Source organism: Herbaspirillum sp. SJZ107 (genome assembly GCF_006715485.1).
Classification (GTDB): Bacteria; Pseudomonadota; Gammaproteobacteria; order Burkholderiales; family Burkholderiaceae_D; genus Telluria.
On sequence record NZ_VFNH01000003.1, the window covers coordinates 205857 to 231048 of the forward strand.

Consider the following 25192-nt stretch of genomic DNA (forward strand, 5'->3'; position numbering starts at 1 on the left):
CAGAGTGTAGTGCGCCGAGTTTCTACACAGCGCACGTTAGCCGGTAGGCAACTTTATATATGCAATAAATGCGCAAGACGCAAAAAAGCGGCCTCGAGGGCCGCTTGGAGATGCCGTAAAACCGGGCTCAGCGGAAGCTGAGGGTGGCGCTCAGGTCGCCCGGCCCGCGCGCACCGCGTGCCGCAAAAGCGGCGTCGCGTGCCGCCAGGCTGTCCAGCAGCGGCAGGCCGTGCAGGCGCGTGATGAAACGCATGATCGAGGTCGTGTCGTAGAAATTGTGGTCGACCGCGCCCTTCCTGGCGTATGGCGAGACCACGATCGCCGGGATGCGCGAGCCCGGACCCCAGCGGTCGCCTTTGGGCGGCGCTACGTGGTCCCACCAGCCGCCGTTCTCGTCGAAGGTGATCACCACCACCATGTCCTGCCATTGCGGCGACTTTTTCAGGTGCTCGATCACGTTGGCGACGTGGGCGTCGCCCGACTCGATGTCGGAATAGCCGGCGTGGAGGTTGAGGTTGCCCTGCGGCTTGTAGAAGGTGACGGCCGGCAGCTTGCCGGCGATGGCGTCGGCGATGAACTTGTTCGAGATCGGGCTGTCGCCCAGGCCGCCGTCGCGCAGGTGCTCGGCGCGCGCGGCGGTGCCCGGCGCGAATTGCTTGAAGTAATTGAAGGGCTGGTGGTGGAACTGGAAGTTCGGACGCGTGCCTTCGCCGCGGCCGTCCAGGGCCGCCTGGAAGCCGCCGCCATACCAGGCCCAGCTGACGCCCTGGCGCGACAGCAGGTCGCCGATGGTGTCGTAGGTTTGCGGCGGCAGCACCGATGGATCCTGCGGATCGGCGCTGGCGACATCGCCGCCCGGCGCCGGACGCACCCAGCTCGGCTGGTAGGGTGGCGCCATGGTGTTGACCGCGTAGCCATCCGGCGTGATGGCGCCGTTGTTGACGAATTTCGGCTTGCCTTCCAGCGCCGACTTCGGCGAATCCGGCGCCAGCGCCAGGCGCATGCCCTGCGGACCGTCTTCCAGCACCGCGATCTTGCGCTTGGCCGGGGTATCCTTGGCGTTGAAGTATTCGGGCACGCGGCCGCTGATCAGGAACTGGTGGTTCAGGTAGGAGCCGCCGAAGGCCGCCATGAAGAAGTTGTCGCACAGCGTGTACTCGCCGGCGATCTGCCACAGGCCCAGGTTCTTGCGGGTCTCGCCGTAATGACCCATCACCAGTCCACCGCTGTCGCCATACGCCACGAAGGCGTCGTTCTTGCCGCCGTTGATCTGCATCTGGTTGTGATAGAAGGCGTGCACCAGGTCGCGCGTGACCAGGCCTTCCGGCAGCGGCTTGCCGGCACCGTCCGTCAGCTTGAACGGCGCATTCGGCAGGTGCTGGATGTCGTCTTCCTTGATCAGGTAATCCTTGCCGCCGATGTTCTGGCGTGCCGGCACCATGCCGCCCCAGATCTTCGGCAGTTCGCCCAGGACCGACCCGTCGCGGTCGCGCTGCACCGTGGCCGCCGCCGGTACCGCGGACAGCGGCTGGGCCAGGCCCGGGAAGTCGGCGAACAGGTTGTTGAAGCTGCGGTTTTCCAGGTAGATCACGACCACGTTCTTGACGTGCGCCTTGAGCTTGGCATCCAGCGAGCCTGCTGCCGGCTTGCGTGCCCTGGCCGGGGCCGCGGCCTGCGTGACGGGTAGCTGGGTGCCGAGGCCGACCGCGGCAGCGGCCTGGAAAATGCGGCGGCGTGCCGGGCTGGCCGGCTGGTCGGCCTGCTTGGCCGGGTCTTGGTCGTGATCTTGCACGGAATGGCTCCTGAAGACGGCGGCGCGTCGCCGCAAAGGAATGATTATCGGTGCATTTTGCCGTAAGGAACAAGTACCAGAAGCGGGCGACTGCCGGGCGTTGCCTATGAGGCATGGACACACTGGCGGCTGTGTTTACGTCGCGCCTTTACTTCCATTTACCTGCGCCTTACATCGATTAACAGCCCGGCGCGCGAGAATGCCTGCATGGAAAAGGAGCACGCATGACACCCACCCCGCATCGCAAGTCCGCCGCCGTTGCCGCGGCTGTCGCCACCGTACTGGCCTGCACGCTGCCGGCACGGGCTGCCGAATCGATCCCGGCCCCGGCCCCCGCCTCGACAGCGACCGTGACCAGTTCCCTGCCCCTGCCGCAGGAGGAAATGGAAAAGCTGCTGGCCGCCTACGCCCTGATCAAGCGCAATTACGTCGGCCAGGCCGACGACAAAAAACTGTTCGACGGCGCCATCGCCGGCATGCTGGGCTCGCTCGACGCCCATTCCCAGTACATGAACAGCGAGGACATGCGCGACCTCGACCGCGAGAATTCGGGCGAATACGTCGGCATCGGCATCGAGGTCCAGCTCGACCGCGACCGCATGCGCGTGGTATCGGCCGGCGCCGGCAGCCCTGCCGCCCGCGCCGGCATCCGCGCCGGCGACGTCATCGCCTCGATCGACGGCACCGCCCTGGCCGGCCTGTCCAGCAGCGAGGTCGGGCGGCGCATGCGTGGCGCGCCGGGCAGCGTGGTGACGGTGGGCCTGATGCAAGGCAGCAGCCGCGAAGGCAAGCCGCATACGCTGCGCATCACGCGCGCGGCGCTGCACGACGCCACCGTGACCGCGCGCATGGCGGCGCCGGGGCTGGCCTGGATCCGCATCTCGGCATTCGGCGGCGCCACCGGGTCCGACCTGGCGGCGGCGCTGAAGAAGCTCGACGGCAAGTCGCCGCCACGCGGCCTGGTCCTCGACCTGCGCAACGACCCGGGCGGGCTGGTGCCGGCCGCGGTCGGCGTCGCCGGCGCCTTCCTGGCGCCGGGCAGCGTGGTCTTCAGCGCGCGCGGCAACGCGCCCGGCGCCAACGCCACCGTGACCGTCGACCCGCGCTACTACCGCGAGCAGGGCGAGGCCGACGTGCTGGACGGCCTGCCCGCCTGGACCCGCACCGTGCCGCTGACGGTGCTGGTCAACGGCGCCTCGGCCTCGGCTGCGGAACTGGTGGCCGGCGCGCTGCAGGACAACCGCCGCGCCACCATCGTCGGCAGCCGCACCTTCGGCAAAGGCTCGATCCAGTCGGTGGTTCCGCTGGGCGCGGACGACGGCATCAAGTTCACGGTGGCGCGCTACTTCACGCCCAAGGGCCACGAGATCCAGGCGCGCGGCGTGACGCCCGACGTCGCCGTGGCCCCGCCCGCCGGCGCGGACGACGAGCCGATGCTGCGCGAGGCCGACCTGGCCAACCACCTGCCGCCGGCGGATGGCGCACAGGCGGTGGCCGCGGCAAGCGCCCGCGAACCGGTGGAGAGCACGCGCACCTTCGGCAGCCGCGACGACAAGGCCCTGCAGGCGGCACTCGGCCTGCTTGCGCCGGAACAGGCGCATGGGCCGTCGCTGGCCGGACTGCTGCAGAAACTGGCGGCGGACCTGAAGCCCGCCAGCGCCGGCGTGCCTTGAGGCGAGCGTCACGCAAACGTCACGACGGCGTCAAACGGATGTCACATTCGGCCGCCACAATGTGCCTTGTCTCCCCAGCGGGACACGGCGGCACGGCCGCCCTACCGGCGTCGGCGGTAGGAAAAGATACCGGCACCATATTCACAGTGTGTTGTGGCAGGATGGTGGTCTCAACCAGGAGACCGCTTTGAACCCCAGCCTCAAGACCCTGCTCGACGAACTGGCCGCCTTCGGCGACGCCCACGACGGCGATAGCGCCAACCGCGCCACCCGCATGCTCAACATCACGCCGGACACCGGCGCATTCCTGGCGCTGCTGGTGAAAGCCACGCAAGCCCGCCGCATCCTCGAAATCGGCACCTCGAACGGCTATTCGACACTGTGGCTGGCCGACGCGGCCGCTGCCATCGGCGGCGCAGTGACCACGGTGGAGCTGTCGCCTGAAAAGATCGCACTGGCGCGCACCAACTTCGCCCGCGCGGGACTCGCCGGCCGCATCACCCAGCACGAAGGCGATGCCGGCGCGCTGCTGGCAACGCTGGACGACGCCGGCTTCGACCTGGTGTTCCTCGATTCGCAGCGCAGCGCCTATCCCGGCTGGTGGCCGCACCTGAAGCGGGTCCTGCGCGCCGGCGGCCTGCTGGTGGTCGACAACGCCACCTCGCATGCGCACGAGATGGCGGATTTCATGGCGGCGGTCGCGGCCGATGGCGGGTTCAGCACCAGCCTGGTGCCGGTCGGTAAAGGGGAGTTCTTGGCGGTGAAGGCCTAGAACCGCGCCTTGTCCCGCAGGCGCGCCTTCACATGCCGGCGCGCGCGCGGCAAGGCATCCGCCTCGCGCTCGGCCAGCACGCCCTCGATGAAGCCCAGCAGCGCCACTTCCTGCGGCACCCGGTCGCGCAGCTGCGCCACCAGCTCGCGCGCCACCGCGCTGTCGTTGATCGTGCCCAGTTCGTCCTGCATGCCGGCCAGCAGGTCGTGGCGGCGTGCCGCACGCTTGCCGTGGCCCACGGCGTCGAAGAACTCGCGCGCATAGCGTTCCTTCTTGGCCGCGATGCGCACCTTGTGCAGGCATTCGGGGCGGTGCAGGTCGTAGGCGCGGGCGCGCTTGCGCACGCGCGCGGCGGCGTGCTGGACCAGCTGCGGGGCCGCCTTGCGCACGGCCTGCGCCAGCGGTTCCGACGGCAGGCCGGCCTGCTTCCACCCTTCGCCGGCGATCCAGGCGCCCAGCGCCAGCAGCAGCGCGGTGTAGCGCGCACTGCCCACCGCCGCCTTGACCTTGTTGCGATGGCGCTCGGCTTCTTCGCGCGAGGCCACCAGCACCCGCTCCATGCCCGGCCGGTGCGCCTCGGGCAGCGGCAGGGCGGGCAATACGGATTCGATGAACACGTCCCAGTTGCGGGCGTCGCCCAGTTCGCCGGCCAGCCATTCGATGTCGGCGCCGACGGCTTCCGGCAGCTGGATCATGTCGCGCACCATCGCCAGCGCGGCGCGCAGGCGGCGCAGGCCGACCCGCATCTGGTGCAGGCTCTCGACGTCGCCGGCGATCACGCCGCGTTCGTTGGCGCCCATCTGCTCCAGGCAGTTGGCCAGGATCGCGCCCAGCGCCTCGCCCATGCTGGCCTTGCGCCGCAATGCGACCGGGGTCGCCTTGACCGCCTTGGGCTTCACCGCCCCGGCCAGCACATAGCCGCGTTCGGCCTTGCTGACGTGCTCGAGATGCACCGGCAGCGCCGCATGCACCTGCTGCGCCAGCCCGTACAGGACCGCGGGCGGCCCCTGCTTGATTTCCAGTTCCAGCTCGCGCACCGGAACGCTGCGCTCGCCATGCTGCAATTCGCCGACGTCGAGCGCGCACTCGATCTGCACACCGTCCGGCAGCGCGATCATCCAGCTGCTGCGCTTGCTGCGGTTGACGAATACCGGCGCCAGCGCCGGCAAGCCCTCCTTCGCCAGGTGCGGCAGCACGTCGCGCAGCTGGCGTGCGAACAGGTCGAGGTCGGGCGCCTCGGTATCGATCTCGCTCTCGAGCTCGGTGCGCTGGTGCAGGCCGGCCAGCGCGCTGCCGCCGCCCTTGAGCGTCTGCACATGGCGGCTGCCGGCGCTGCGCACGCGCAGGGCGAAACCGTGGCGCAGCAGGTCGAAGCCGCTGCTGTCGTAGTAGCGGTCGACGTGTTCCTGTTCGCGGGGTTCGGACACGGCGTGTTCGCGCAGGACCGGCAGTTTCCTGACCTGCGCCACGCCGGCGGCATCGAGGGCCAGCTTGATTTCGGCTTCCATTCATTCTCCTTAGATTGTGCTCACGGCTCCGGGCATGCTAACGCCTGTTTGTGTCAGCAGTATGGCGCACGCAGAAGGAGGGAGGAGGTTTCTCGCGAAATGTCACATTCATGAAAGAGCGACAACGCGGGTCAGACTAAGCAGAATAGCTGTGCTTGCCTAGTACGCACAATAGAAATCGTCATTATTTTACTTATTTGCAACACATTTTAGTTAACATTTGTCCATATCCGACTGGTCTCGCTAGACTGGGCTCGCGCCGAACCTGCACCATCCCGGTGCAAGACGGCATCCGATAACGACGATGAGAGATCCAGGATGACGACTCCTACAGCCTTGCCCGGTTTTACCCGTACCCTGCTCGCTGCTTCCCTGCTGCTGGCGTTTGCGCCGGCCTGGTCCCAGCAGGCCGCCGATGCGCCTGCCGGTACGTCCGCCGCCGCTGCGGCCCCGGCTGCGACGCCCGCGGCCGACGCTACCCCCGCCACCGCCTCGGTGATCGTGCTCGGCTCGCGCGGCGCTGCCCGCACCGCCCTCGATGCCGCCGCGCCGGTCGGCCTGATCAGCCTCAAGGACATGCAGATGGCCGGACCGCTGGAGCTGGGCAAGCTGCTGCAGACGCTCGACCCCTCCTTCAATTTCTCGTCGACCTTCATCAGCGACGGCACCGACATCATCCGCCCGGCCACGCTGCGCTCGCTCGGCCCCGACCAGCTGCTGGTGCTGGTCAACGGCAAGCGCCGCCACCAGCAGGCGCTGGTCAACGTGCAGCAGACCATCGGCCGCGGTTCGGCCGGCACCGACATCAATGCGATCCCGATGTCGGCGATCCAGCGCATCGAAGTGCTGCGCGACGGCGCCGCCGCCCAGTACGGCTCGGATGCCATCGCCGGCGTGATCAACATCGTGCTCAAGCAGCAGACCGGCAGCACCCAGCTGTCCGGCAGCGTCGGCGGCGCCACCGAAGGCGGCGGCGCGCTGCGCTCGGCCAGTGCCAACACCGGCTGGGCGATCGGCGACGGCGGCTACGTCAACCTCACCGTCGAAGGCCGCCGCCGCGGCGAGACCAACCGCGCCGGCCTCGACACCCTGCGCGTCGATCCGCCGCGCGTCACCCAGCGCATCGGCGACAGCCTGGCCAAGGACAAGTACTTCTGGTGGAACGCGGCGCTGCCGGCCGCCGGCGGCGAGTTCTACAGCTTTGGCGGCGTCTCGCACCGGACCGGCGATTCGGCCGGCTTCTTCCGCACCGCCGAGGACGGCCGCAACGTGCCTTCGGTGTACCCGAACGGCTTCCTGCCGAACATCCGCACCACGGTCAAGGACGGCTCGTTCGCGGTCGGCTACCGGCGCGACCTGGCCGATGGCTGGAAAGCCGACCTGTCGCTCAACCACGGCCGCAGCGAGCTCGATTTCCATGAAAAGGAAACCATCAACATCAGCTACTGGTACGAGCCGAAGCCGGGCGGCGGCATCTACGCCGAGTCGCCGCTGGAGGCGGATACCGGGGCCTTGAAATTCAGGCAGACCACCGTCAACGCCGACCTGCGCGGCCCGATCCGGATCGGCGGGCGCGAGATCTCGTTCGCCACCGGTTTCGAATACCGCCGCGACGGCTACGGCATCGATGCCGGCGATCCGGTCTCCTACCAGTACGGCCGCACCAACAATCCGGCGATCGTGATCCGCGACCAGACGGGCGGCGTGGCGGCCTCCGGCACCCAGGGCTTCCCCGGCTACACGCCGGCCACCGTGGTCGACGACAGCCGCCACAACATCGCGCTCTACCTGGATGCCGAACACAAGCTGACGCGCGAACTGCTGCTGGGCGCTGCCGTGCGCTGGGAAAAATACTCGGACTTCGGCAGCACCACCACCGGCAAGTTGTCGCTGCGCTACGATCCGTCGAAGACCGTCGGCCTGCGCTCCACCGTCTCGACCGGCTTCCGTGCACCCGGCGTGCAGCAGAAGTTCTACAGCTCGGTCTCGACCAACCTGAACGCGGCCGGCGTGCTGACCGAAACGCTCACCGCACGCGAAGGCAGCACCGTGACGCGCGCCTTCGGCATCCCCAACCTGAAGCAGGAGACCTCGAAGAACGCCAGCGTCGGCCTGGTGCTGCGGCCGATGCCGAACTTCTCGCTGACGGCCGACCTGTGGGGCATCGACATCGACGACCGCATCGTGTTCTCGTCCAACATCGCCCCCGAATCCGGCGCCTGCGCGACCGCGGCGGCCTGCCCGATCCGCGCCATCCTCGATCCGCTGAAGGTCGGCCAGGCGCAGTTCTTCACCAACGCCATCGACACCCGGACGCGTGGCCTCGACATCGTCGCCGAGCACACCACGCGCTGGCCGGGATCGACGCTGGTGCTGTCCGGCCAGTTCGATTTCAACCGCACCAAGGTGGTGGGCCGCCACTCCGACTCGCCGGTCCTGAGCGGCACCCAGCTGTTCGACGACGCCCAGGTGACCCTGATCGAACGCGGCCAGCCACGCCAGCACCACGTACTGTCGGCCGACTACACGCGCGGCGCCTGGAACGGCAACGTCCGTGCCAATTACTACGGCGAAGTGCAGGGCCAGGGCTTTACGGCACCATTCGTGCAGACCTGGGATGCGAAGTGGATCCTGGACGCGACGCTGCGCTACAACGTCAGCAAGGCCACCAGCCTGACCGTCGGCGCCAACAACCTGTTCAACACCTTCCCGACCAAATGGGACCCGGTGCGCGCCGCCCCCTTCCCGCAGCTGGGCTTCACCTACTGCTGGGAGACCTGCCCGTTCGGCATCAACGGGCGCTCGTGGTATGCGCGGGTCGACGTGACGCTGTAAATCGCGCGATCAGGTGTGCGTCGGCATGTGCCGGCGCTGCGCCGGGTACCAGCCTGTGAACCAGGCCGCCGCGGCCAGCGCCGCCACCGTCGCCACCAGGCTGCCGGCGTGCGGCAGCGCCGGCACGTAGACCATCATCAGGTCGGCCAGCACCAGCACGCCGAAAGCGGCCGCCCAGGCTGCGCTGATCACGTAATTCACGCGCAGGAACGCGGGACTGTCCCAGTGCTCGCGCGCTACCTGCTCGCGCGCGTACTGCAGCGAGAACGGCTGGCGCAGCACCATCGAAGCCAGCACGATCAGCATCAGGCCGGCGTCCACGCGCAGGCGCACGGCGGCGATCGGCCATTGCGGGTGCATCGCCAGCGCATACAGGGTGAGCAGGCCGAACAGGAAGAAGGTGCCGAGTTCGAGCAGCTTGATGCCGCGCCCGGGCGTGAGCAGGTCGCGGATCAGCAGGTAGGCCGAGACGGCGGCGGCGGCGCCCAGCCCGGCGGCGATGCCGGCCAGGCGCTCGGCGACCACGAAGACGATGAAGGGGGCGAATGCCAGCAGCAGGTTCATGTTGCGTCTCCTCGCGGCCTGGGCAGGCGCTACCCAGGCCGGGTCACCGTTGGAGGCCGCGCCGTCGCCGCGAGTTCCCGCGCGCGTGCAGGCATGGCGGCCGATATCGCACTGAAAACATGTACGTCTGACATGTTGCGGCATTCATAAGCTGTTGTTTTGCTGAATGATTTTTATTGACAGTACATACAAGAGTAAATAAAGTGCGGGGCCGTGTAACGACAGTTCCACGAAGCAAGATATAGAACACATGATACGAAAAGCAAGCGCCGGCAAGCGCAAGCTGATAAACCAGGAAACGCAATGAAAAAGACTTTCGCCGCACTCGCGGTGCTTGGTGTCTCCATGTCGAACGCGTCCGCGCAATCGAATGTCACCGTGTACGGGATTATCGACGCCGGCATCAGCCGGGTCATCAACAGCAACGGCACCCGCACCTTGGTCGAACCGGGTCAAATGCTGCCCTCGCGCTGGGGCTTTCGCGGCGAGGAAAACCTTGGCGGCGGCCTGAAGGCGCGCTTCGGCCTCGAAGGCTTGCTGCAGAACGATGTCGGCGGGGCAGGCGTACCGACCGGGACCCCCTCCACGACCGCGCTGTTCGACCGTGAAGCGACGGTTGGCCTGAGCGGCGGTTTCGGCGCTGTCAACATGGGACGACAGAATTCCCTCTCCATGATTGCGATCATCCCGACCGATCCGCAGGGCGTGGCGTTCGCAGCGAGCAACCCGAACATTCTGTTTTCGGCGGGGAACAGCGCCCCTGCCTTCGGGGCCTACGGCGCCAACAATGGCGGCTCGGCCGTGCGCCAGAGTAACTCGATCAGGTACACCTCCCCGTACTACAAGAACTTCGGCTTCGCCGTGATGCGCGCCTTCGGCGAGCAGCCCGGCTCGACCGAGAAAAACAAGTATGAAAGCGTGGCGGGCTTCTATCATACCGGTCCGCTCAACGTGGCCGCCGTGGCTACGCGCATGAAGAACATCACCGCTGGCGAGGAAGTCAAGTCCTACATCGTCGGCGCACGCTACGTCCGATCGCGCGTCACGCTGCGCTCGACCTATAGCACCAGTCGCGTCGACACCACACGCCGCAAGATCAGCGTATTCGGCGTCGGCGCCGACTACCTGGTGGCGCCGGCCGTGACCCTGACCGCCGCCGCCTACAACATCCGCCGCACCGGCGACATGAACGACGACGCGCAGGAGGCCATCGTGATCGCCAAGTACGCGCTCAGCAAGCGCAGCAACCTCTATGCCACGATCGGGGCCGCGCGCACCGGTAACGTCGTCACCGCCACCCAGGTCGACCTGGCGCAGAACTACGTCGCGGTCGGCAGCGATTCGGCGAAACGCTTTACGACGGGTATGCAGCACTTCTTCTGAGCTAATGCGGCGGCGCGCGCCAGTCGCCGCCGATGCTGTAGTTCGGATCGGGGTCGACGTAGACCGGCAGTGGCCGGCCCAGCACGCCGGGCGGCGCCACCCGGTTCAGGTCGAACACCTGCACCAGCGGCGACACGTGGAAGTCCCAGCCGAATTCGCTGCCGCCGGCCACGAAGCGGACGGTGTCGCCGCCGGTGACGTTGACCCAGCGGGTGTCAGGGGTGATGACCACGCTGTGGGCGGCGGCGGATGCCGGGATCGCCATGCCGAGCAGGTCGGCGCGCTGCTGGACCGGGGCGCAGGCGCCCAGCAGCGCAAGGAAGGAACAGACGAACAGTCGCATGGCACGCTCCGCCAAAACCGGCGCCCGGCCGTGCTGGCCGGGTTACCGTTGGAGGCCATGCGCCCGCCACGAGTTCCCGGCGCCTTTCACACCACGCCGCGTGCCTTCAGCCCGGCCAGCCTGTCCTCGTCCAGCCCCAGCAGATCGCGCAGCACTTCCTGCGTGCCCTCCCCCAGTTGCGGCGGCGCCCGCCGTACCGGCAGCCGCTCGCCGTCGAACCGGTAGGGCGACGCCATCACGTGCACGCTGCCCACTTCCGGGTGGTCCATCGTGTTCACCAGCCCGCCCTCGACCGCGCGGCGCGAGGTCAGCGCCTCGTGCAGGCCCGCCACTTCGCCGCACGGGATACCGACCTTGCTCATGCGCTCGAGCAGCTCGGCGCGCTTGCGCGAGGCCAGTTCGCGCCGGATTTCCGGCATCAGCTCGTCGCGGTGCACGGTGCGCGTGATGTTGGTTCTAAAACGCTCGTCGCTGGCGAGATCCGGGCGGTCGATCACGTCGGTGCAGAAGCGCAGGTACTGGCCGTTGTTGCCGACCGCGACCACCAGCGGACCGTCCGCCGCCTCGTACACGCCATACGGCATGATCGACGGGTGGCCATTGCCGAAGCGCGGCGGATCGTTCCCGCGCAGCAGGGCTTCCAGGCCGTAGTAGGCGCTGATCATCAGGCCGCAGTCGAACAGCGCCATGCCGACGTGGCGCCCCTGCCCCGTCTTTTCGCGCTGGAACAGCGCCGCCAGCACGGCCTGGGCCGCATACATCCCGGTCATCATGTCGACCGCGGCGACGCCGAATTTCAGCGGCGGCTGGGTCGGCTCGCCGTTCAGCGCCATCAGGCCGGCCTCGCCCTGGATCACCAGGTCGTAGCCGGGACGCGCCGCTTCCGGGCCGGTGCGGTCGTAGCCGGTGATCGAGCAGTACACGAGGCCGGGCTGTTCCTTGCTCATCTCCTCGTAGCCGAGGCCGAGCCGCTCGATGTCGCCGAACTTGAAGTTCTGGATCACGACGTCGCTCTTGCGGATCAGCGCACGCGCCAGTTCCTGGCCTTCCGGCGTCTTCAGGTCCAGGCACACCGAGCGCTTGTTGCGGTTGACGCTATTGAAATAGGCGGTCTCGGTGGAGCCGATGCGCATGCCCCAGTCGCGCGTGTCGTCGCCGCGCTGCGGATGCTCGACCTTGATCACTTCGGCGCCAAGGTCGCCCAGCGCCATGGCGCACCAGGGACCGGCCAGCACGCGCGACAGGTCGAGCACCCGCACGCCCGCCAGCGGCAGCTTGCCCAGCTTGCTATCGGTGGTCACGGTCGTCCCCTCACGCCGCCAGGCGGCGGCCGAGCGCGATGTAGCGCGCCAGGTGATGGTCTTCGTCACCGAGCTGGTGATCGATCATCACCAGGCGCTTGGCGTAGTGGGCCAGCGGCAGTTCCCAGGTCATGCCGATGCCGCCGTGCAGCTGGATGCATTCCTCGGCCACCAGGGTGCCGATGCGGCCGATGCTGGCCTTGGCCGCCGACAGCGCGCGCTCGCGCACGATACGGTCGCCGTCCAGCACGGCCGCGGCATTGATCACCGCCGAACGCGCCTGCTCGATTTCCAGCAGCAGGTCGGCCATGCGGTGCTGCAGCGCCTGGAAGCTGCCGATCGGCACGCCGAACTGCTTGCGGGTGCGCAGGTAGTCCAGGGTCGCGGCCTTGGCCGCTTCCATCGCGCCCAGGCTTTCCGCGCACAGCGCCAGCACGCCGCGGCCGACGGCGCGTTCCAGCACCGCGTAGCCCTGCCCCTCTGCGCCCAGCAGCGCGCCGGCGTCCAGCTGGACGTCGTTGAAACGCAGCTCGGCCACGCGGCCGCCGTCGATGGTCGGCGATCCCACGATCTGCACGCCAGGCGCATCCCTGGCCACCAGGAACAGCGAGATGCCGGCTTCGTCGTCGACGGCGCCGGCGCTGCGTGCCGACACCACGAACCAGTCCGCCGCTTCGCCCTGCGCCACCACGGCCTTGGCGCCGTTCAATACCCAGCCCTCGCCGCCCCGTTCGGCGCGCGTCTGCACCCGCGCCAGTTCGTAATGCGTTTCCGGTTCGTCGTGGGCAAAGCCGGCGATGGCGCTGCCGTCGGCGATGGATGCCAGCCGGGCCTTCTGCTCGTCGCTGCCGGCGGCGGCGATGGCCTCGGCGGCCAGCACCGCGCTGCCGAGGAAGGGCTCGATCACCAGGCCGCGGCCGAGCGCCTCGAACACCACGGCGATGTCGAAACCGCCGCCGCCGAAGCCGCCATCCTCTTCGCGCAGCAGGGCGCCGATCACGCCCAGCTCGGCGAACTGCTGCCACATGGCTTTGGAATATCCCTCGCTTGATGCGGCGATGCGATCGCGCGTCTCGAAGCCGTACTGTTCGGCGATAAAGCGGTTCAGGCTGTCCGCCAGCATGCGCCGTTCTTCAGTGTGTTCGAAGTTCATGGTCTTGCCCTCACAGTCCGAGGATCATCTTGGAGATGATGTTCTTCTGGATTTCGTTGGAGCCGCCGAAGATCGACAGCTTGCGGTTGTTGAAGTACTGGGCCGAGGCGGCTGCCGCGAAGTCCGGGCCGAACTGCGGGCCGTCGTAGGCGGCGTCCAGCATGTCCTGGCTGAACGGGCGCGCATACACGCCCATCGCGCGGCGTGCCAGCGCATTGATCTCCTGGCGGATCTCGGTGCCGCGGATCTTCAGCATCGAGCTTTCCGCACCCGGCACGCCGCCGCCGGCGACCGCCGCGATCACGCGCAGGTTGGTGGTCTTCATGTTCTCGAGGTCGATCTCGACCCGCGCCAGGCGCGCCGCGAATGCCGGGTCGTCCAGCAGCGGCTTGCCGTTGCGGGTCTGTTCAAAGGCAATGCGCTTCAGGCGTTCCAGCCCGGCCACCGAGAAGCCGACGCCGGCGATGTTGGTGCGCTCGTAGGTCAGCAGGTACTTGGCGCAGGTCCAGCCGCGGTTTTCCTGGCCGACCAGGTTGTCGACCGGCACGCGGACGTCGGTAAAGAAGACTTCATTGACTTCATGCTCGCCGTCGAGCAGGACGATCGGGCGCACTTCGACGCCGGGCGTGTTCATGTCGATCAGCAGGAAGCTGATGCCTTCCTGCTTCTTGGCCTCGCGGTCGGTGCGCACCAGGCAGAAGATCATGTTGGCGTGCTGGCCGAGCGTGGTCCAGGTCTTCTGGCCGTTGACGATGTAGTGCTCGCCCTGCGCATCGACGCCGCGCACGGCGGTGGTCTTGACCGCCGCCAGGTCGGAGCCGGCGCCCGGTTCCGAATAGCCCTGGCACCACCAGTCGGACCCGTCGAGGATGCGCGGCAGCCAATAGCGCTTCTGCGCTTCGTTGCCGTACTTGATCAGCACCGGGCCCAGCATGTTGACGCCGAAGGGCACGATGCGCGGCGCATTCGCCAGCGCGCACTCGTTCTCGAAAATGAATTTTTCGACGGCGGTCCAGCCCGGGCCGCCGTATTCCTCGGGCCAGTGGTTGGCCAGCCAGCCGCGCTCGTTCAGGATGGCGTGCCATTCCTGCATGTCGGCCTTGCTCAAGTGCTTGCCGTTGGCGACCTTGTCGGACAGGCGTTGGGGGAGCTTCTCGGCCAGGAAGGCGCGCACTTCGGCGCGGAAGGCTTCTTCTTCGGGGGTGAAATTCAGGTCCATGGAATCCTCGTACTCGTACGATCAATAAATCTCGAACAGGCCGGCCGCACCCATGCCGCCGGCGACGCACATCGTGACCACGGCATACTTCGCGCCGCGCCGCCGGCCTTCCAGCAGCACGTGCCCGGCCAGGCGCGCACCGGTCATGCCGAACGGGTGGCCGATCGAGATCGCGCCGCCGTTCACGTTCAGGCGTTCCGACGGGATGCCGAGGCGCTGCTGGCAATAGATCCACTGCGAGGCAAAGGCTTCGTTCAGCTCCCAGAGGTCGATGTCGTCGACTTTGAGACCGTGGCGTTCGAGCAGCTTGGGCACCGCGAATACCGGGCCGATGCCCATTTCGTCGGGCTCGCAGCCGGCCAGCGCCAGGCCGCGGAAAGCGCCCAGCGGATTCAGGCCGGCGCGCTCGGCGGCCTTGGCTTCCATCATCACGCAGGCCGAAGCGCCGTCCGACAGCTGCGACGCATTGCCGGCGGTGACGAATTTATCCGCCCCCATCACCGGCGCCAGCTTGGCCAGCGCCTCGTAGGTGGTGCCGCGGCGGTTGCAGGTGTCCTGGTCGACCGTCACCTCAACCTGGGAGACGGCGCCGGTTTCCTTGTCCTTGACCGCCATCGTGGTGGTGCATGCGACGATCTCGTCCTTGTAGCGGCCGGCCAGCTGTGCTTCCTCGGTGCGCCGCTGGCTCTCGGCCGAGAAGCGGTCCTGGGCTTCGCGCGAGATGCCGTAGCGGGCGGCGACCACGTCGGCGGTGTCGATCATCGCCATGTAGAGGTCCGGCTTGTGCTGCTGGATCCACGGGTCCATGCCGGAATTGCCGTCGTCGCGCGAGCGGATCTGCGAGATGCTCTCGACGCCGCCGGCGATCATGGCCGGGGCGCCGTCGACGACGATGCGGCCGGCCGCGATCGCGATCGCCTGCAGGCCGGAGGCGCAGAAACGGTTGACGGTGGCGCCGGCGATCGAGATCGGCAAGCCGGCGCGGATCACGGTCTGGCGCGCGACGTTGCGGCCGGTGGTGCCTTCCGGGTAGCCGCAGCCGAGGATCATGTCCTCGATGCTGGCCGGGTCGATGCGCGCGCGTTCGACCGCGGCGCGCACCGCGAAGCTGGCGAGCGCCGGCCCCGAGGTGATGTTGAATTCGCCGCGGTGCGCCTTGGTCAGCGGCGTGCGGGCGGTTGAAACGATGACGGCTTCGCGCATGGCGAGTCTCCGGTGGTGTATTGTTTATTTGGTCTGGTTCAGGCTGGCGAAATCGGCGCCGCGCTCGACCAGCTCGACCAGCAGCGGCGCCGGTTGCCAGAACAGCGGGTCTTCCTTGGCGAACGCGCGGATGTCGGCCAGCACCTGCGGCAGGCCGACGGTGTCGGCATACTTCATCGGACCGCCGCGGTAGCGCGGGAAGCCGTAGCCGTGCACGAAGGTGACGTCGACGTCGAGCGGACGCAGCGCGATCTTCTCGGCCACCACCTTGGCGCCTTCGTTGATCATCGCGGCCATGTAGCGGCGCATGATCTCCTCATCCGTGAAGCTGCGCGGCGTGACGCCGGCACGCTGGCGCTCGGCGTCGACGATGGCGCCGACTTCCGGGTCGGGCGTGCCGGTGCGGGCGCCGCCTTCATACAGATAGTAGCCGCGCCCGGTCTTCTGGCCGAACCAGCCGCGTTCGCACAGGCGGTCGGCGATCTGCACGTAGCGGGCGCGCGGATCGCGCGTGGGGGCGCGGCGCTTGCGCGTGGCCCAGCCGATGTCGCCGCCGGCCAGGTCCGACATCTGGTAGGGACCCATCGGGAAGCCGAAGTCGCGCACCGCCTTGTCGATCTGGTAGGGTGAGGCGCCGTTTTCCATCATGGCGTCGGCCGCCTGGCGGTACACGGCCAGGATGCGGTTGCCGATGAAGCCGTCGCACACGCCGGCGCGCACCGGGGTCTTGCGCAGCTTTTTGGCCAGCTCGAAGGCGGTGGCGACGACGTCCGCAGACACCTTGGCCGGCACCACGATCTCCAGCAGCTTCATGATGTTTGCCGGCGAGAAGAAGTGCAGGCCGATCACGTCCTGCGGGCGAGAAATGGAAGCGGCCAGCGCGTCGATGTCGAGGTAGGAGGTGTTGGTGGCGAGCACCGCACCCGGCTTGCAGACGCGGTCGAGCTCAGCGAACACCGCCTTCTTGACGTCCATGTCCTCGAACACCGCTTCGATGACGAGGTCGGCGTCCGCCAGGGCGTCGTAGGCGGTGCTGCCGTTCCAGCGCGCCATCACGGCGCTGCGCGCGTCTTCCGTCATGCGGCCCTTGGCCACCAGGCCGGCATACACCTTGTCGACATTGGCGCGGCCGCGTGCCAGCGCCTCCTCGTCGCGCTCGATCATGGTCACCGGCAGGCCGGCATCCAGGCAGGAGACGGCAATGCCGGCGCCCATGGTGCCGCCGCCGACCACGCCGATGCGCGCGACCGGGCGCGGCTGGCTCGATTGCGTCTCGGGCGACTTGGCCGCTTCGCGCTCGGCAAAGAAGGCGTGCACCAGGCCGGCGCGCTGCGGGCTGTCCAGGCATTCCAGGAACAGCTTGCGTTCCAGCGCCAGGCCCTCGTCGAACGGCAGGTCGACGGCGCCCTGCACCGCTTCCACGATTTTCAAAGGCGAGAACAGGCCGCGCGATTTCTTTGCAGTGTCCGTACGTGCCTGCTCGATGGCGGCGCCTTGCGTGTCGCGGTCGGCCAGCGCTGCAGCATCGCGCGTGCGGCGCACCGGCGCGCCCTGCGCCAGCAGTTCGCGCGCATACGCCAGACCGGCCTCGATCGGGTCGCCCTCTCCGGCCAGGCGGTCGACCAGCCCGAGCTTGTGCGCTTCGGCGGCGCCCAGGTGGCGGCCGCTGAGCATCATTTCGAGCGCCGCCGCGGCGCCGACCAGGCGCGGGGTGCGCTGGGTGCCGCCGGCGCCCGGCAGCAGGCCGAGCTGCACTTCGGGCAGGCCCACTTTCGCCGCCGGCAGCGCGATGCGGTAGTGGGCGGCCAGCGCCACTTCGAGGCCGCCGCCGAGGGCCGGGCCGTGGATGGCGGCGACCACCGGCTTGGTGCAGGCTTCGATGCGGTTGCAGACGTCGGGCAAGGCCGGCGGCAGCGGCGGCTTGCCGAATTCGCGGATGTCGGCGCCGCCGATGAAGGTGCGGCCGCTGCCGGCGATCAGCACGGCGGCCACCGCCGGATCGGCGTCGGCTGCCTCGATCGCCGCCAGCAGGCCGGCGCGCACGTCGGCGCCGAGGGCGTTGACCGGCGGGTTGTCGATAGTGACCAGCAGGACGTCGCCGCGCTGCTCGCGCCGGACGACGGCGTTGGGTGCCCCGGAACTCATCAATCTATCTCCTTGTTTTTGCTTTGCTTGGTTCGCTGTGCGGAATTGTGTTTTGCATTTCAGGCGGAGCCAACGATACCGCATTTCGTTTGACGATGTAAAGCCGCTACGTGAGCCGGAAATCACGGCGTCGCCGCAGATGCAACACGTAATGACAAAATGCAGTTCCGCACAGCGAACCGTCATTTCACAAAACTGTTGACACTGATCTTTTGTGTGTGTGAACATCAGTTCAACCCGGCCGTAGCGGCAGCGCGACGAGCACGGGACCACGACACGAGATCACGACGGGATCGAGGAGACATGCGACATGAATGACGACATCCGGTCATTCGACGACGAGGACATCGCCAAGGACCGCCAGTTCGTGACGGCGCTGGCGCGCGGCCTCGAGATCCTGCGCTGCTTCCGGCCCGGCGAAGCGGCCCTCAGCAACAGCGAGATGGCGAAACGCACCGGCATGCCCAAGCCGACCATCTCGCGCCTGACCTACACGCTGACCCGCCTCGGCTACCTGAACTACGCCGCCGACCAGGGCCGCTACCAGCTCGGCGCCGCCGTGCTGGCGCTCGGCCACACCCTGCTGGCCAACCTCGACGTGCGCAAGCTGGCGCGTCCCGGCATGCAGGCGCTGGCCGAGTATGCCCAGTGCAGCGTGGCCACCGGCATCCGCGACCGCCTGAACATGGTGTATGTGGAAGCCTGCCGCGGCAGCGCCGCCGTCACCCTGCGCCGCGATGCCGGCTCGCGCATCCCGCTGGCCACCACGGCGATGGGCAAGGCGTATTTGTGCGGCCTGCCCCAGGACGAGCGCGACTTCCTGATGGATCACATCCGGATGCATACCGAGGCCAACTGGCCGAAGATCAAGGCCGACATCGAACAGAGTTTCAAGGACTACCAGGACCGCGGCTTCTGCCTGTCGTCCGGCCTGTGGGACGCCAACATCAGCGCCGTCGGCGTGCCGCTGGTCGACCCCGATCCGGCGCGCACGGTGGCCTTCAATTGCGGCGGCCCGGCCTTCCTGCTGCCGCGCGAGCGGCTGGTGGAGGATCTCGGACCGCGCCTGGTGCAGATGGTGCGCAACGTGGAAGTGAGCATGGGCCGTCATATCGACTGATGCCCGACTATTCAAACCTATTAGAGAGGTGGAGACAATGAACAAAGCAAGAATGATCGCCGTCGCCGCGGTCGTCGCAAGCGCGGCGGCCGCCATGGGTGCGGCCCATGCCGACGAACTGCTGGTCGGCGTCGAGATTCCGCTGACCGGGCCGCTGGCCCGGGTCGGCATGGGTACCCAGGAAGGCATCCGCGTCGCCGCCGAGGTCTTCAACAAGACCAACGGCAAGCACACCATCAAGCTGGTCACCGTCGACGACGAGTCGGCGCCGGCCAAGGCGGTGGCGGCGGTCGAGAAGCTGGCCAGCCAGAACGTGGTGGCGATCACCGGCGGCTACGGCTCGAACAACATCGCGCCGGCCGCGGATGCCGCCGGCAAGCTGAACCTGGTCTACGTCAGCTCGGGCGGCGTCGACGACAGCCTGGTCAACGGCGGCCGCAAGAACTTCTTCCGCATCAATAACACCGCCGGCTACCAGAAGGCGCTGGTCGGCCTGCTGGGCGACCTGAACGTCAAGTCGGTGTCGATCATCCACTCGACCAAGGAAGCGACCCAGGGCCTGGCCACTGCGGTGCAGAAGACCCTCGGCGGCAAGGGCGTGAAGGTCGAGATGCATGCGTTCGACCCGGCGATCACCGACTTCAAGCCGATCATCAACAAGGTCAAGCTGCGCGACCGTTCCGAATTCATCGTCATGGTGGGCTACGAAAACGACTACGTCGGCATCCTGCGCGCCGCGCGCGTGCTCAAGCCTTCCGTGAAAGGCATCGCCGGCGTGTGGTCGCTGGCCACGCCCAAGATGGCGGCCGACTTCCCCGACCTGATGCCGAACGTGTACGGCACCGCCGTGCTGCCCTACCCGGTTGCCTTCAGCACGCCGGACGGCAAGGCTTTCGCCGACGGCTACCGCAAGCTGTACAACAAGGAACCCGACTACCTCGGCCAGTTCGGCTACGTGCAGTCGATGCTGCTGTTCGAAGCGATCGCGCGCGCTGCCGACAAGGGCACGCTCAAGAAGGGCGGCGTGGCCGAGGAAATGCGCAAGACCGACCGCCAGACCCTGATCGGCCGCGTCCAGTTCAACGCCAACGGCGACAACCCGAATTTCACGCAACGCATGGGCCAGCACCAGGGCAAGGGCGTGGCGCTGGTGTGGCCGAAGGAAGCCGCCACCGCCAAGCCGGCATACCCTGGCGTCCCCTGGTAAGCGCAGCGATGGAACGGGCGGGCCAGTCCCGCCTGAAGTCAACGGGAATGGAATGCAGAAATGACTGAATTGATCATGCAGTCCTTGTATTCCGGGTTGCTGCAGGGCGGGTCCTACGCCCTGATCGCACTCGGGCTGGCGCTGGTGTTCGGCGCCATGAAGGTGATTAACCTGGCGCACGGCGAGCTGGTGCTGCTGGCCGCCTACATCGGCTATACGGTGGAGAGCAAACTGGGCGTCAATCCGCTGCTGGCGATCCCGGTGGCGGTGGTGCTGGTCACGCTGGCCTCGGCAGGCATCTACCTGCTGGTCGGGCGCATCAAGACCAACCGCGAGATCAACTCGCTGACGCTGACCTATGGCGTCGGCGTCATCATCACCAACCTGGCACTCCTGATCTGGAGCGCCGACGTGCGCGCGACCAGCTCCTCGTGGATGCAGGAAGCCTTTGTCGTGGGACCGCTGTACAGCATGCGCAGCGAAGTGCTGTTCTTCGGCGTCAGCGTGGTGCTGATCGCCGGCCTGTGGTGGTGGCTGTCGCGCAGCTGGTACGGGCGCGCGGTGCGCGCCGTGTCGAGCAACCGCGACGCCGCCAAGCTGATGGGCATCAATCCCGGCTTCACCGAACTGGTGTCGTTCATCGTGGCCGGCATCATGGCCGCCTTTGCCGGCGTGGCCCTGTTCAGCTATGGCGTGATCACCCCGGCCTTCGGCGGCGTGCTGACGGTGAAAGCCTTCATCATCACGGTCCTGGCCGGGATCGGCTCGATCCCCGGCGTCCTGATCGGCGCGGTGCTGCTCGGGATCGCCGAGGCGCTGACCGTGACCCTGGCCAGTTCGGCGCTGCAGGAACTGGCCGGCATGGGCCTGTTCCTGCTGGTGCTGTTCGTGATGCCCAACGGCCTGTTCGGCGCGGCCCGGAGGCGCGGATGAAACAATATAAATGGTTGATTCCCGCGCTGCTGGCGGTGTACGTGGCGGTGCCGCTGGTGTTCGGCAGCGACAATTACGTGATGAGCCTGGTGATCGCCTCGCTGGTCATCGGCGGCATCGCCCTGTCGTGGGCGCTGCTGGGCAACCTGGGCGGCATGGTCAGCTTCGGCCACTCGGCCTTCTTTGGCGTCGGCGCCTATGCGTCGGCGGTGCTGACGATGCAGCATGGGGTGCCGGTGTTCCTGGCGATCCTGCTGGCCGGCGTGGCGGCGATCGTGTCGGCGATCCTGATGCTGCCGGTGCTGCGCCTGCGCGGCCCCTACTTCGCGCTGGCGATCCTGGCCTATGCCCACATCTTCCGCATCCTCGCCACCGAATGGACCTCGGTCACCGGCGGCTCGGCCGGCATCGCCAACATCCCGCGCCTGCCGGCGATCGCCGGCTTCGACTTCGGCAGCAAGACCGGCAACTACCTGGTGATCCTTACCATCGTGCTGGTGTTCGCCGCCATCTACGACATGATCCGCCGCAGCCCGCACGGCCTGGCGCTGCGCGCGATGCACGACAGCGACGACGCCACCCGCGTGGTCGGCGTGAACAACACCCTGCTCAAGGGCCTGATGCTGCTGGTGTCGAGCTTCATGTGCGGCGTCGTCGGCGCCTTCAACGTCCACTACATCAACTTCCTGGAGCCGGACTACGCCTTCAGCACGCTGTGGGTGACGATCCCGATCGTGGCGGCGATCTTCGGCGGCTACCGCACCATCATCGGCCCGCTGGTCGGCGCCGTGGTGGTCTACCTGGTCGACCAGCTGGTCGTGAAAAGCATCATCCCGACCGGCCACCAGCTGGTGCTGGGCGTGGTGCTGGTCGCAATGATCATCGCCAGCCCGGACGGCCTGCTGGCGCTGGCGCGCAAGTTCATGAGGAAAAAAGATGCTGCAGCTTGAAAACGTCACGGTGCGCTTCGGCGGCCTCACCGCGGTCAACAACGTCTCGCTGCAAGTCGGCAGCGGCGACGTGGTCGGCCTGGTGGGCGCCAACGGCGCCGGCAAGACCACCCTGTTCAACGCCATCTCCGGCCTGGCGCGCGCCGGCGGGCGCATCGTGTTCGACGGCCGCGACGTGCTGCGTGCGCCGATGTACCAGCGCGCCCGCATGGGCATCGGCCGCACCTTCCAGATCCCGCAGCCGATGCACGAGCTGACCGTGCGCCAGAACCTGACGGTGGCGCAGCGCTTCGGCACTGGCACCACCGATGCGCGCCGCATCGACGAGATCCTGGAATTCACCAACCTGAGCGCCAAGGCCGGGCGCGATGCCGCCACCGGCCTCGCATTGAGCGAACTGAAGGCGCTGGAAGTGGCCAAGGCGCTCGCCACCAACCCCAAACTGCTGCTGCTCGACGAAGTGCTGGCCGGCCTGGAAACCAACGGCAAGCGCCACTTCATGAACATGCTCAAGCAGATGCACGAAGCCTTCAAGGTCGGCATCCTGATCATCGAGCACGACATCGAGACCATCAGCAACCTGTGCCAGCGGGTGGCGGTGCTGAACTTCGGCCAGCTGATCGCCGAGGGCACGCCGGCCGAGGTCTTCAGCAACCCGGAAGTGGTAAAGAGCTATACGGGAGCCGAGCATGCTTGAGATAAAGGACGTGCGCGCCGGCTATGGCGCCATCAACGTGCTGTGGGACCTGTCGCTCACCATCCAGCCGGGCAAGCTGACCACCATCATCGGCCCCAACGGCGCCGGCAAGACCACGCTGCTGCGCGCGGTGATGGGCCTGATCAAGCCCTCGCAAGGCACGATCTCGCTGAATGGCGCACCTTTGACCGGCACCCCGACCTGGAAGATGACCGACGTCTCGATGGCGATGATCCCGGAAGGCCGCATGACTTTCCGCGACATGACGGTCGAGGAAAACCTCATGATGGGCGCATTCGCGCCGCAGCACCGGAGCAAGGCCGCCGCCAACCTGGAAAAGTCGTACCAGATGTTCCCGCGCCTGCGCGAGCGCCGCAAGCAGCTGGCCGGCTCGCTGTCCGGCGGCGAAGCGCAGATGCTGGCGATGGCGCGCGGCCTGATGAGCGATCCGGAGCTCCTGATCATCGACGAGCCTTCGCTCGGCCTGGCGCCGGTGATGGTCAACGAACTGTTCGAGATCCTGGGGCGTCTCAAGCAGGACGGGCGCACCATCGTGCTGGTGGAGCAGAACACGCACCGCGCGGTCGGCGTGGCCGACCACGTGTACCTGATGCAGAGCGGGAAAGTCGTGCTGTCGCAGCCGGCGGCCCAGGTCGACCTCGACCACCTGCACAAACTGTATTTTGCCCGCTGATTTCGCGCGCTGAGGACGCATCATGGACCTGCTTGAAGAATACGGCCCGCGCGAGGCCATGGAATACGACGTGGTGATCGTCGGCGGCGGCCCGGCCGGGCTGTCCGCCGCGATCCGCCTGAAACAGCTGGCGGCGGAACGGGGCCGCGAGGTCTCGGTCTGCGTGCTGGAAAAAGGCGGCGAGCTCGGCGCCCACATCCTGTCGGGCGCGGTGATGGACCCGCGTGCGCTGAGCGAGCTGTTCCCGGACTGGAAGGCACGCGGCGCGCCGCTGCACACCCCGGTGACCGAGGACCGCTTCCTGTTCCTGAGCGAGACCGGCGCCCGCGCCACGCCCGCCTTCATGCTGCCCAAGGCGCTGAGCAACCACGGCAACTACGTGGTGTCGCTGGCCAACGTGGTGCGCTGGCTGGGCCAGCAGGCGGAAAACCTGGGCGTCGAGATCTTCCCCGGTTTTCCGGCGGCCGAAATCCTGTACAACGAGGACGGCGCCGTCAAGGGTGTCGCCACCGGCAACATGGGCGTCGACCGCCAGGGCGAACCGACCGACGCGTTCCAGTTGGGTATGGAGCTGCACGCCAAATACACGCTGTTCGCCGAAGGCTCGCGCGGCCATCTCGGCAAGCAGCTGATCGCAAAGTATGCGCTCGACCAGGGCAAGGATCCGCAGACCTACGCCATCGGCATCAAGGAGCTGTGGGAAATCGACCCAGGCAAGCACAAGCCGGGCCTGGTGATGCATACGGCCGGCTGGCCGCTGGATGCTTCCACCTACGGCGGCTCCTTCCTCTACCACCTGGAAAACAACCAGGTCGCGGTCGGCTTCATCGTCGGCCTGGCCTACCAGAACCCGTATCTGTCGCCGTACGAGGAATTCCAGCGCTATAAAACCCATCCGGCGATCCGCGGCTTCTTCGAAGGCGGCAAGCGCATCTCGTACGGCGCGCGTGCGATCACCGCCGGCGGGCTGCAATCGCTGCCCAAGACCGTGTTCCCGGGCGGCGCGCTGATCGGCTGCGATGCCGGCTTCCTGAACGTCAGCCGCATCAAGGGCAGCCATGGCGCCATCAAGACCGGCATGCTGGCTGCCGATGCCGCCTTTGCCGCGCTGGGCGAAGACCGCCGGCACGACGAACTGGCGAGCTACCCGGCCGCCTTCGAACAGTCCTGGCTGCACGAGGAACTGCACGTGGCGCGCAACTTCAAGCCGTGGATGAGCAAGGGGCTGTACCTGGGCACGCTGATGACCGGCATCGACCAGATCCTGTTCCGGGGCAAGGCGCCGTGGACGCTGCGCCACAAGCATGCCGACCACGAGAGCCTGCGCCCGGCGTCCGAGTTCACCCCGATCGTGTATCCGAAGCCGGACGGCAAGCTGACTTTCGACCGCCTGTCCTCGGTGTTCATCTCGAACACCAACCACGCCGAAGACCAGCCGGTGCACCTGACGCTGAAGAACGCGAGCGTGCCTGTGAACGTCAACCTGGCCACCTATGCGGGGCCCGAGCAGCGCTACTGCCCGGCCGGCGTGTACGAGTTCGTGAAGACGGACGCGGGCCAGGACCGGCTGCAGATCAACGCCCAGAACTGCGTGCACTGCAAGACCTGCGACATCAAGGACCCGACCCAGAACATCGTCTGGGTGACGCCGGAAGGCGGCGGCGGACCGAATTATCCGAACATGTAACCACTCCTGAAAC

At 67.5% G+C, this 25192-nt stretch carries 20 protein-coding genes; 11 read left to right on the forward strand and 9 right to left on the reverse strand.

Going from position 1 to position 25192, the window contains the following annotated elements; all coding sequences use genetic code 11:
• Positions 1-127: 127 nt before the first annotated feature.
• Entirely contained in the window at positions 128-1792 is a 1665-nt protein-coding gene (locus tag FBX97_RS19035) for an acid phosphatase (RefSeq protein ID WP_141835145.1), read from the reverse strand.
• A 224-nt stretch (positions 1793-2016) separates the two neighbouring features.
• On the opposite strand from FBX97_RS19035, the gene FBX97_RS19040 reads away from it, so the two are divergent.
• Positions 2017-3465 (forward strand): S41 family peptidase, encoded by a 1449-nt coding sequence (locus FBX97_RS19040; RefSeq protein WP_141835148.1) that lies wholly within the window; start codon positions 2017-2019, stop codon positions 3463-3465.
• Positions 3466-3652: 187 nt separating this feature from the next.
• A complete protein-coding gene (locus FBX97_RS19045) occupies positions 3653-4237 on the forward strand; it encodes an O-methyltransferase (RefSeq protein WP_141835150.1) in 585 nt (194 codons plus the stop codon).
• On the opposite strand, the gene FBX97_RS19050 is transcribed toward FBX97_RS19045, so the two are convergent.
• Positions 4234-5745, reverse strand: coding sequence for a CYTH and CHAD domain-containing protein (locus FBX97_RS19050; protein WP_141835153.1), 1512 nt, complete (start codon positions 5743-5745; stop codon positions 4234-4236). The genes FBX97_RS19045 and FBX97_RS19050 overlap by 4 nt on opposite strands.
• A gap of 318 nt (positions 5746-6063) precedes the next feature.
• Here FBX97_RS19050 and FBX97_RS19055 point away from each other — a divergent pair, with 318 nt between their 5' ends.
• Positions 6064-8580: a TonB-dependent siderophore receptor gene (locus FBX97_RS19055; RefSeq protein WP_141835156.1), complete on the forward strand. Its 2517-nt coding sequence runs from the start codon at positions 6064-6066 to the stop codon at positions 8578-8580.
• 9 nt (positions 8581-8589) lie between these two features.
• Here FBX97_RS19055 and FBX97_RS19060 read toward each other — a convergent pair whose 3' ends face one another.
• On the reverse strand, positions 8590-9144 hold the full coding sequence (locus tag FBX97_RS19060; RefSeq protein ID WP_141835159.1) for a hypothetical protein: 555 nt from the start codon (positions 9142-9144) through the stop codon (positions 8590-8592).
• Positions 9145-9447: 303 nt separating this feature from the next.
• Between FBX97_RS19060 and FBX97_RS19065 the strand changes: the two genes are divergently transcribed.
• Positions 9448-10527 (forward strand): porin, encoded by a 1080-nt coding sequence (locus FBX97_RS19065; RefSeq protein WP_141835164.1) that lies wholly within the window; start codon positions 9448-9450, stop codon positions 10525-10527.
• Position 10528: 1 nt separating this feature from the next.
• Here the strand turns inward: FBX97_RS19065 and FBX97_RS19070 are convergent, their stop codons facing one another.
• The 6 genes from FBX97_RS19070 to FBX97_RS19095 form a co-directional block, all read right to left on the reverse strand.
• On the reverse strand, positions 10529-10870 hold the full coding sequence (locus FBX97_RS19070; RefSeq protein WP_141835167.1) for a CzcE family metal-binding protein: 342 nt from the start codon (positions 10868-10870) through the stop codon (positions 10529-10531).
• Between the two features lie 86 nt (positions 10871-10956).
• A complete protein-coding gene (locus tag FBX97_RS19075) occupies positions 10957-12171 on the reverse strand; it encodes a CaiB/BaiF CoA-transferase family protein (protein WP_141835170.1) in 1215 nt (404 codons plus the stop codon).
• A 10-nt stretch (positions 12172-12181) separates the two neighbouring features.
• A complete protein-coding gene (locus FBX97_RS19080) occupies positions 12182-13324 on the reverse strand; it encodes an acyl-CoA dehydrogenase family protein (protein WP_141835173.1) in 1143 nt (380 codons plus the stop codon).
• 10 nt (positions 13325-13334) lie between these two features.
• Positions 13335-14543, reverse strand: coding sequence for an acyl-CoA dehydrogenase family protein (locus tag FBX97_RS19085; RefSeq protein ID WP_141835176.1), 1209 nt, complete (start codon positions 14541-14543; stop codon positions 13335-13337).
• 21 nt (positions 14544-14564) lie between these two features.
• Complete coding sequence (locus FBX97_RS19090) at positions 14565-15746, reverse strand: acetyl-CoA C-acyltransferase (protein ID WP_141835179.1); 1182 nt, start codon at positions 15744-15746, stop codon at positions 14565-14567.
• A 24-nt stretch (positions 15747-15770) separates the two neighbouring features.
• Positions 15771-17891, reverse strand: coding sequence for a 3-hydroxyacyl-CoA dehydrogenase NAD-binding domain-containing protein (locus FBX97_RS19095; RefSeq protein ID WP_141835182.1), 2121 nt, complete (start codon positions 17889-17891; stop codon positions 15771-15773).
• Positions 17892-18201: 310 nt separating this feature from the next.
• Between FBX97_RS19095 and FBX97_RS19100 the strand changes: the two genes are divergently transcribed.
• From FBX97_RS19100 to FBX97_RS19130, 7 genes are read left to right on the forward strand one after another with little or no spacing between them, the layout of a single operon-like run.
• A complete protein-coding gene (locus FBX97_RS19100; RefSeq protein WP_141835185.1) occupies positions 18202-19011 on the forward strand; it encodes an IclR family transcriptional regulator in 810 nt (269 codons plus the stop codon).
• 37 nt (positions 19012-19048) lie between these two features.
• Positions 19049-20218: an ABC transporter substrate-binding protein gene (locus tag FBX97_RS19105; RefSeq protein WP_141835188.1), complete on the forward strand. Its 1170-nt coding sequence runs from the start codon at positions 19049-19051 to the stop codon at positions 20216-20218.
• Between the two features lie 60 nt (positions 20219-20278).
• Complete coding sequence (locus FBX97_RS19110) at positions 20279-21151, forward strand: branched-chain amino acid ABC transporter permease (protein ID WP_141835191.1); 873 nt, start codon at positions 20279-20281, stop codon at positions 21149-21151.
• Positions 21148-22101 carry a branched-chain amino acid ABC transporter permease gene (locus tag FBX97_RS19115; protein ID WP_141835194.1) on the forward strand — a complete coding sequence of 318 codons (954 nt, stop codon included), beginning with the start codon at positions 21148-21150 and terminating at the stop codon, positions 22099-22101. The genes FBX97_RS19110 and FBX97_RS19115 overlap by 4 nt, the downstream gene beginning before the upstream one ends.
• Entirely contained in the window at positions 22088-22798 is a 711-nt protein-coding gene (locus FBX97_RS19120; protein WP_141835197.1) for an ABC transporter ATP-binding protein, read from the forward strand. The genes FBX97_RS19115 and FBX97_RS19120 overlap by 14 nt, the downstream gene beginning before the upstream one ends.
• Positions 22791-23492: an ABC transporter ATP-binding protein gene (locus tag FBX97_RS19125; protein ID WP_141835200.1), complete on the forward strand. Its 702-nt coding sequence runs from the start codon at positions 22791-22793 to the stop codon at positions 23490-23492. Before FBX97_RS19120 ends, FBX97_RS19125 begins: the two co-directional genes overlap by 8 nt.
• Positions 23493-23550: 58 nt before the next feature.
• Positions 23551-25179: an electron transfer flavoprotein-ubiquinone oxidoreductase gene (locus FBX97_RS19130; protein ID WP_141837050.1), complete on the forward strand. Its 1629-nt coding sequence runs from the start codon at positions 23551-23553 to the stop codon at positions 25177-25179.
• The last annotated feature ends 13 nt before the right edge of the window (positions 25180-25192 follow it).

Coding starts and splice junctions, on each gene's coding strand:
- FBX97_RS19040 (WP_141835148.1), top strand. CDS start 2,017: ATGACACCCACCCCGCATCGCAAGTCCGCCGCCGTTGCCGCGGCTGTC.
- FBX97_RS19050 (WP_141835153.1), bottom strand. CDS start 5,745: ATGGAAGCCGAAATCAAGCTGGCCCTCGATGCCGCCGGCGTGGCGCAG.
- FBX97_RS19055 (WP_141835156.1), top strand. CDS start 6,064: ATGACGACTCCTACAGCCTTGCCCGGTTTTACCCGTACCCTGCTCGCT.
- FBX97_RS19060 (WP_141835159.1), bottom strand. CDS start 9,144: ATGAACCTGCTGCTGGCATTCGCCCCCTTCATCGTCTTCGTGGTCGCC.
- FBX97_RS19065 (WP_141835164.1), top strand. CDS start 9,448: ATGAAAAAGACTTTCGCCGCACTCGCGGTGCTTGGTGTCTCCATGTCG.
- FBX97_RS19070 (WP_141835167.1), bottom strand. CDS start 10,870: ATGCGACTGTTCGTCTGTTCCTTCCTTGCGCTGCTGGGCGCCTGCGCC.
- FBX97_RS19080 (WP_141835173.1), bottom strand. CDS start 13,324: ATGAACTTCGAACACACTGAAGAACGGCGCATGCTGGCGGACAGCCTG.
- FBX97_RS19085 (WP_141835176.1), bottom strand. CDS start 14,543: ATGGACCTGAATTTCACCCCCGAAGAAGAAGCCTTCCGCGCCGAAGTG.
- FBX97_RS19090 (WP_141835179.1), bottom strand. CDS start 15,746: ATGCGCGAAGCCGTCATCGTTTCAACCGCCCGCACGCCGCTGACCAAG.
- FBX97_RS19095 (WP_141835182.1), bottom strand. CDS start 17,891: ATGAGTTCCGGGGCACCCAACGCCGTCGTCCGGCGCGAGCAGCGCGGC.
- FBX97_RS19100 (WP_141835185.1), top strand. CDS start 18,202: ATGAATGACGACATCCGGTCATTCGACGACGAGGACATCGCCAAGGAC.
- FBX97_RS19105 (WP_141835188.1), top strand. CDS start 19,049: ATGAACAAAGCAAGAATGATCGCCGTCGCCGCGGTCGTCGCAAGCGCG.
- FBX97_RS19110 (WP_141835191.1), top strand. CDS start 20,279: ATGACTGAATTGATCATGCAGTCCTTGTATTCCGGGTTGCTGCAGGGC.
- FBX97_RS19115 (WP_141835194.1), top strand. CDS start 21,148: ATGAAACAATATAAATGGTTGATTCCCGCGCTGCTGGCGGTGTACGTG.
- FBX97_RS19120 (WP_141835197.1), top strand. CDS start 22,088: ATGCTGCAGCTTGAAAACGTCACGGTGCGCTTCGGCGGCCTCACCGCG.
- FBX97_RS19125 (WP_141835200.1), top strand. CDS start 22,791: ATGCTTGAGATAAAGGACGTGCGCGCCGGCTATGGCGCCATCAACGTG.
- FBX97_RS19130 (WP_141837050.1), top strand. CDS start 23,551: ATGGAATACGACGTGGTGATCGTCGGCGGCGGCCCGGCCGGGCTGTCC.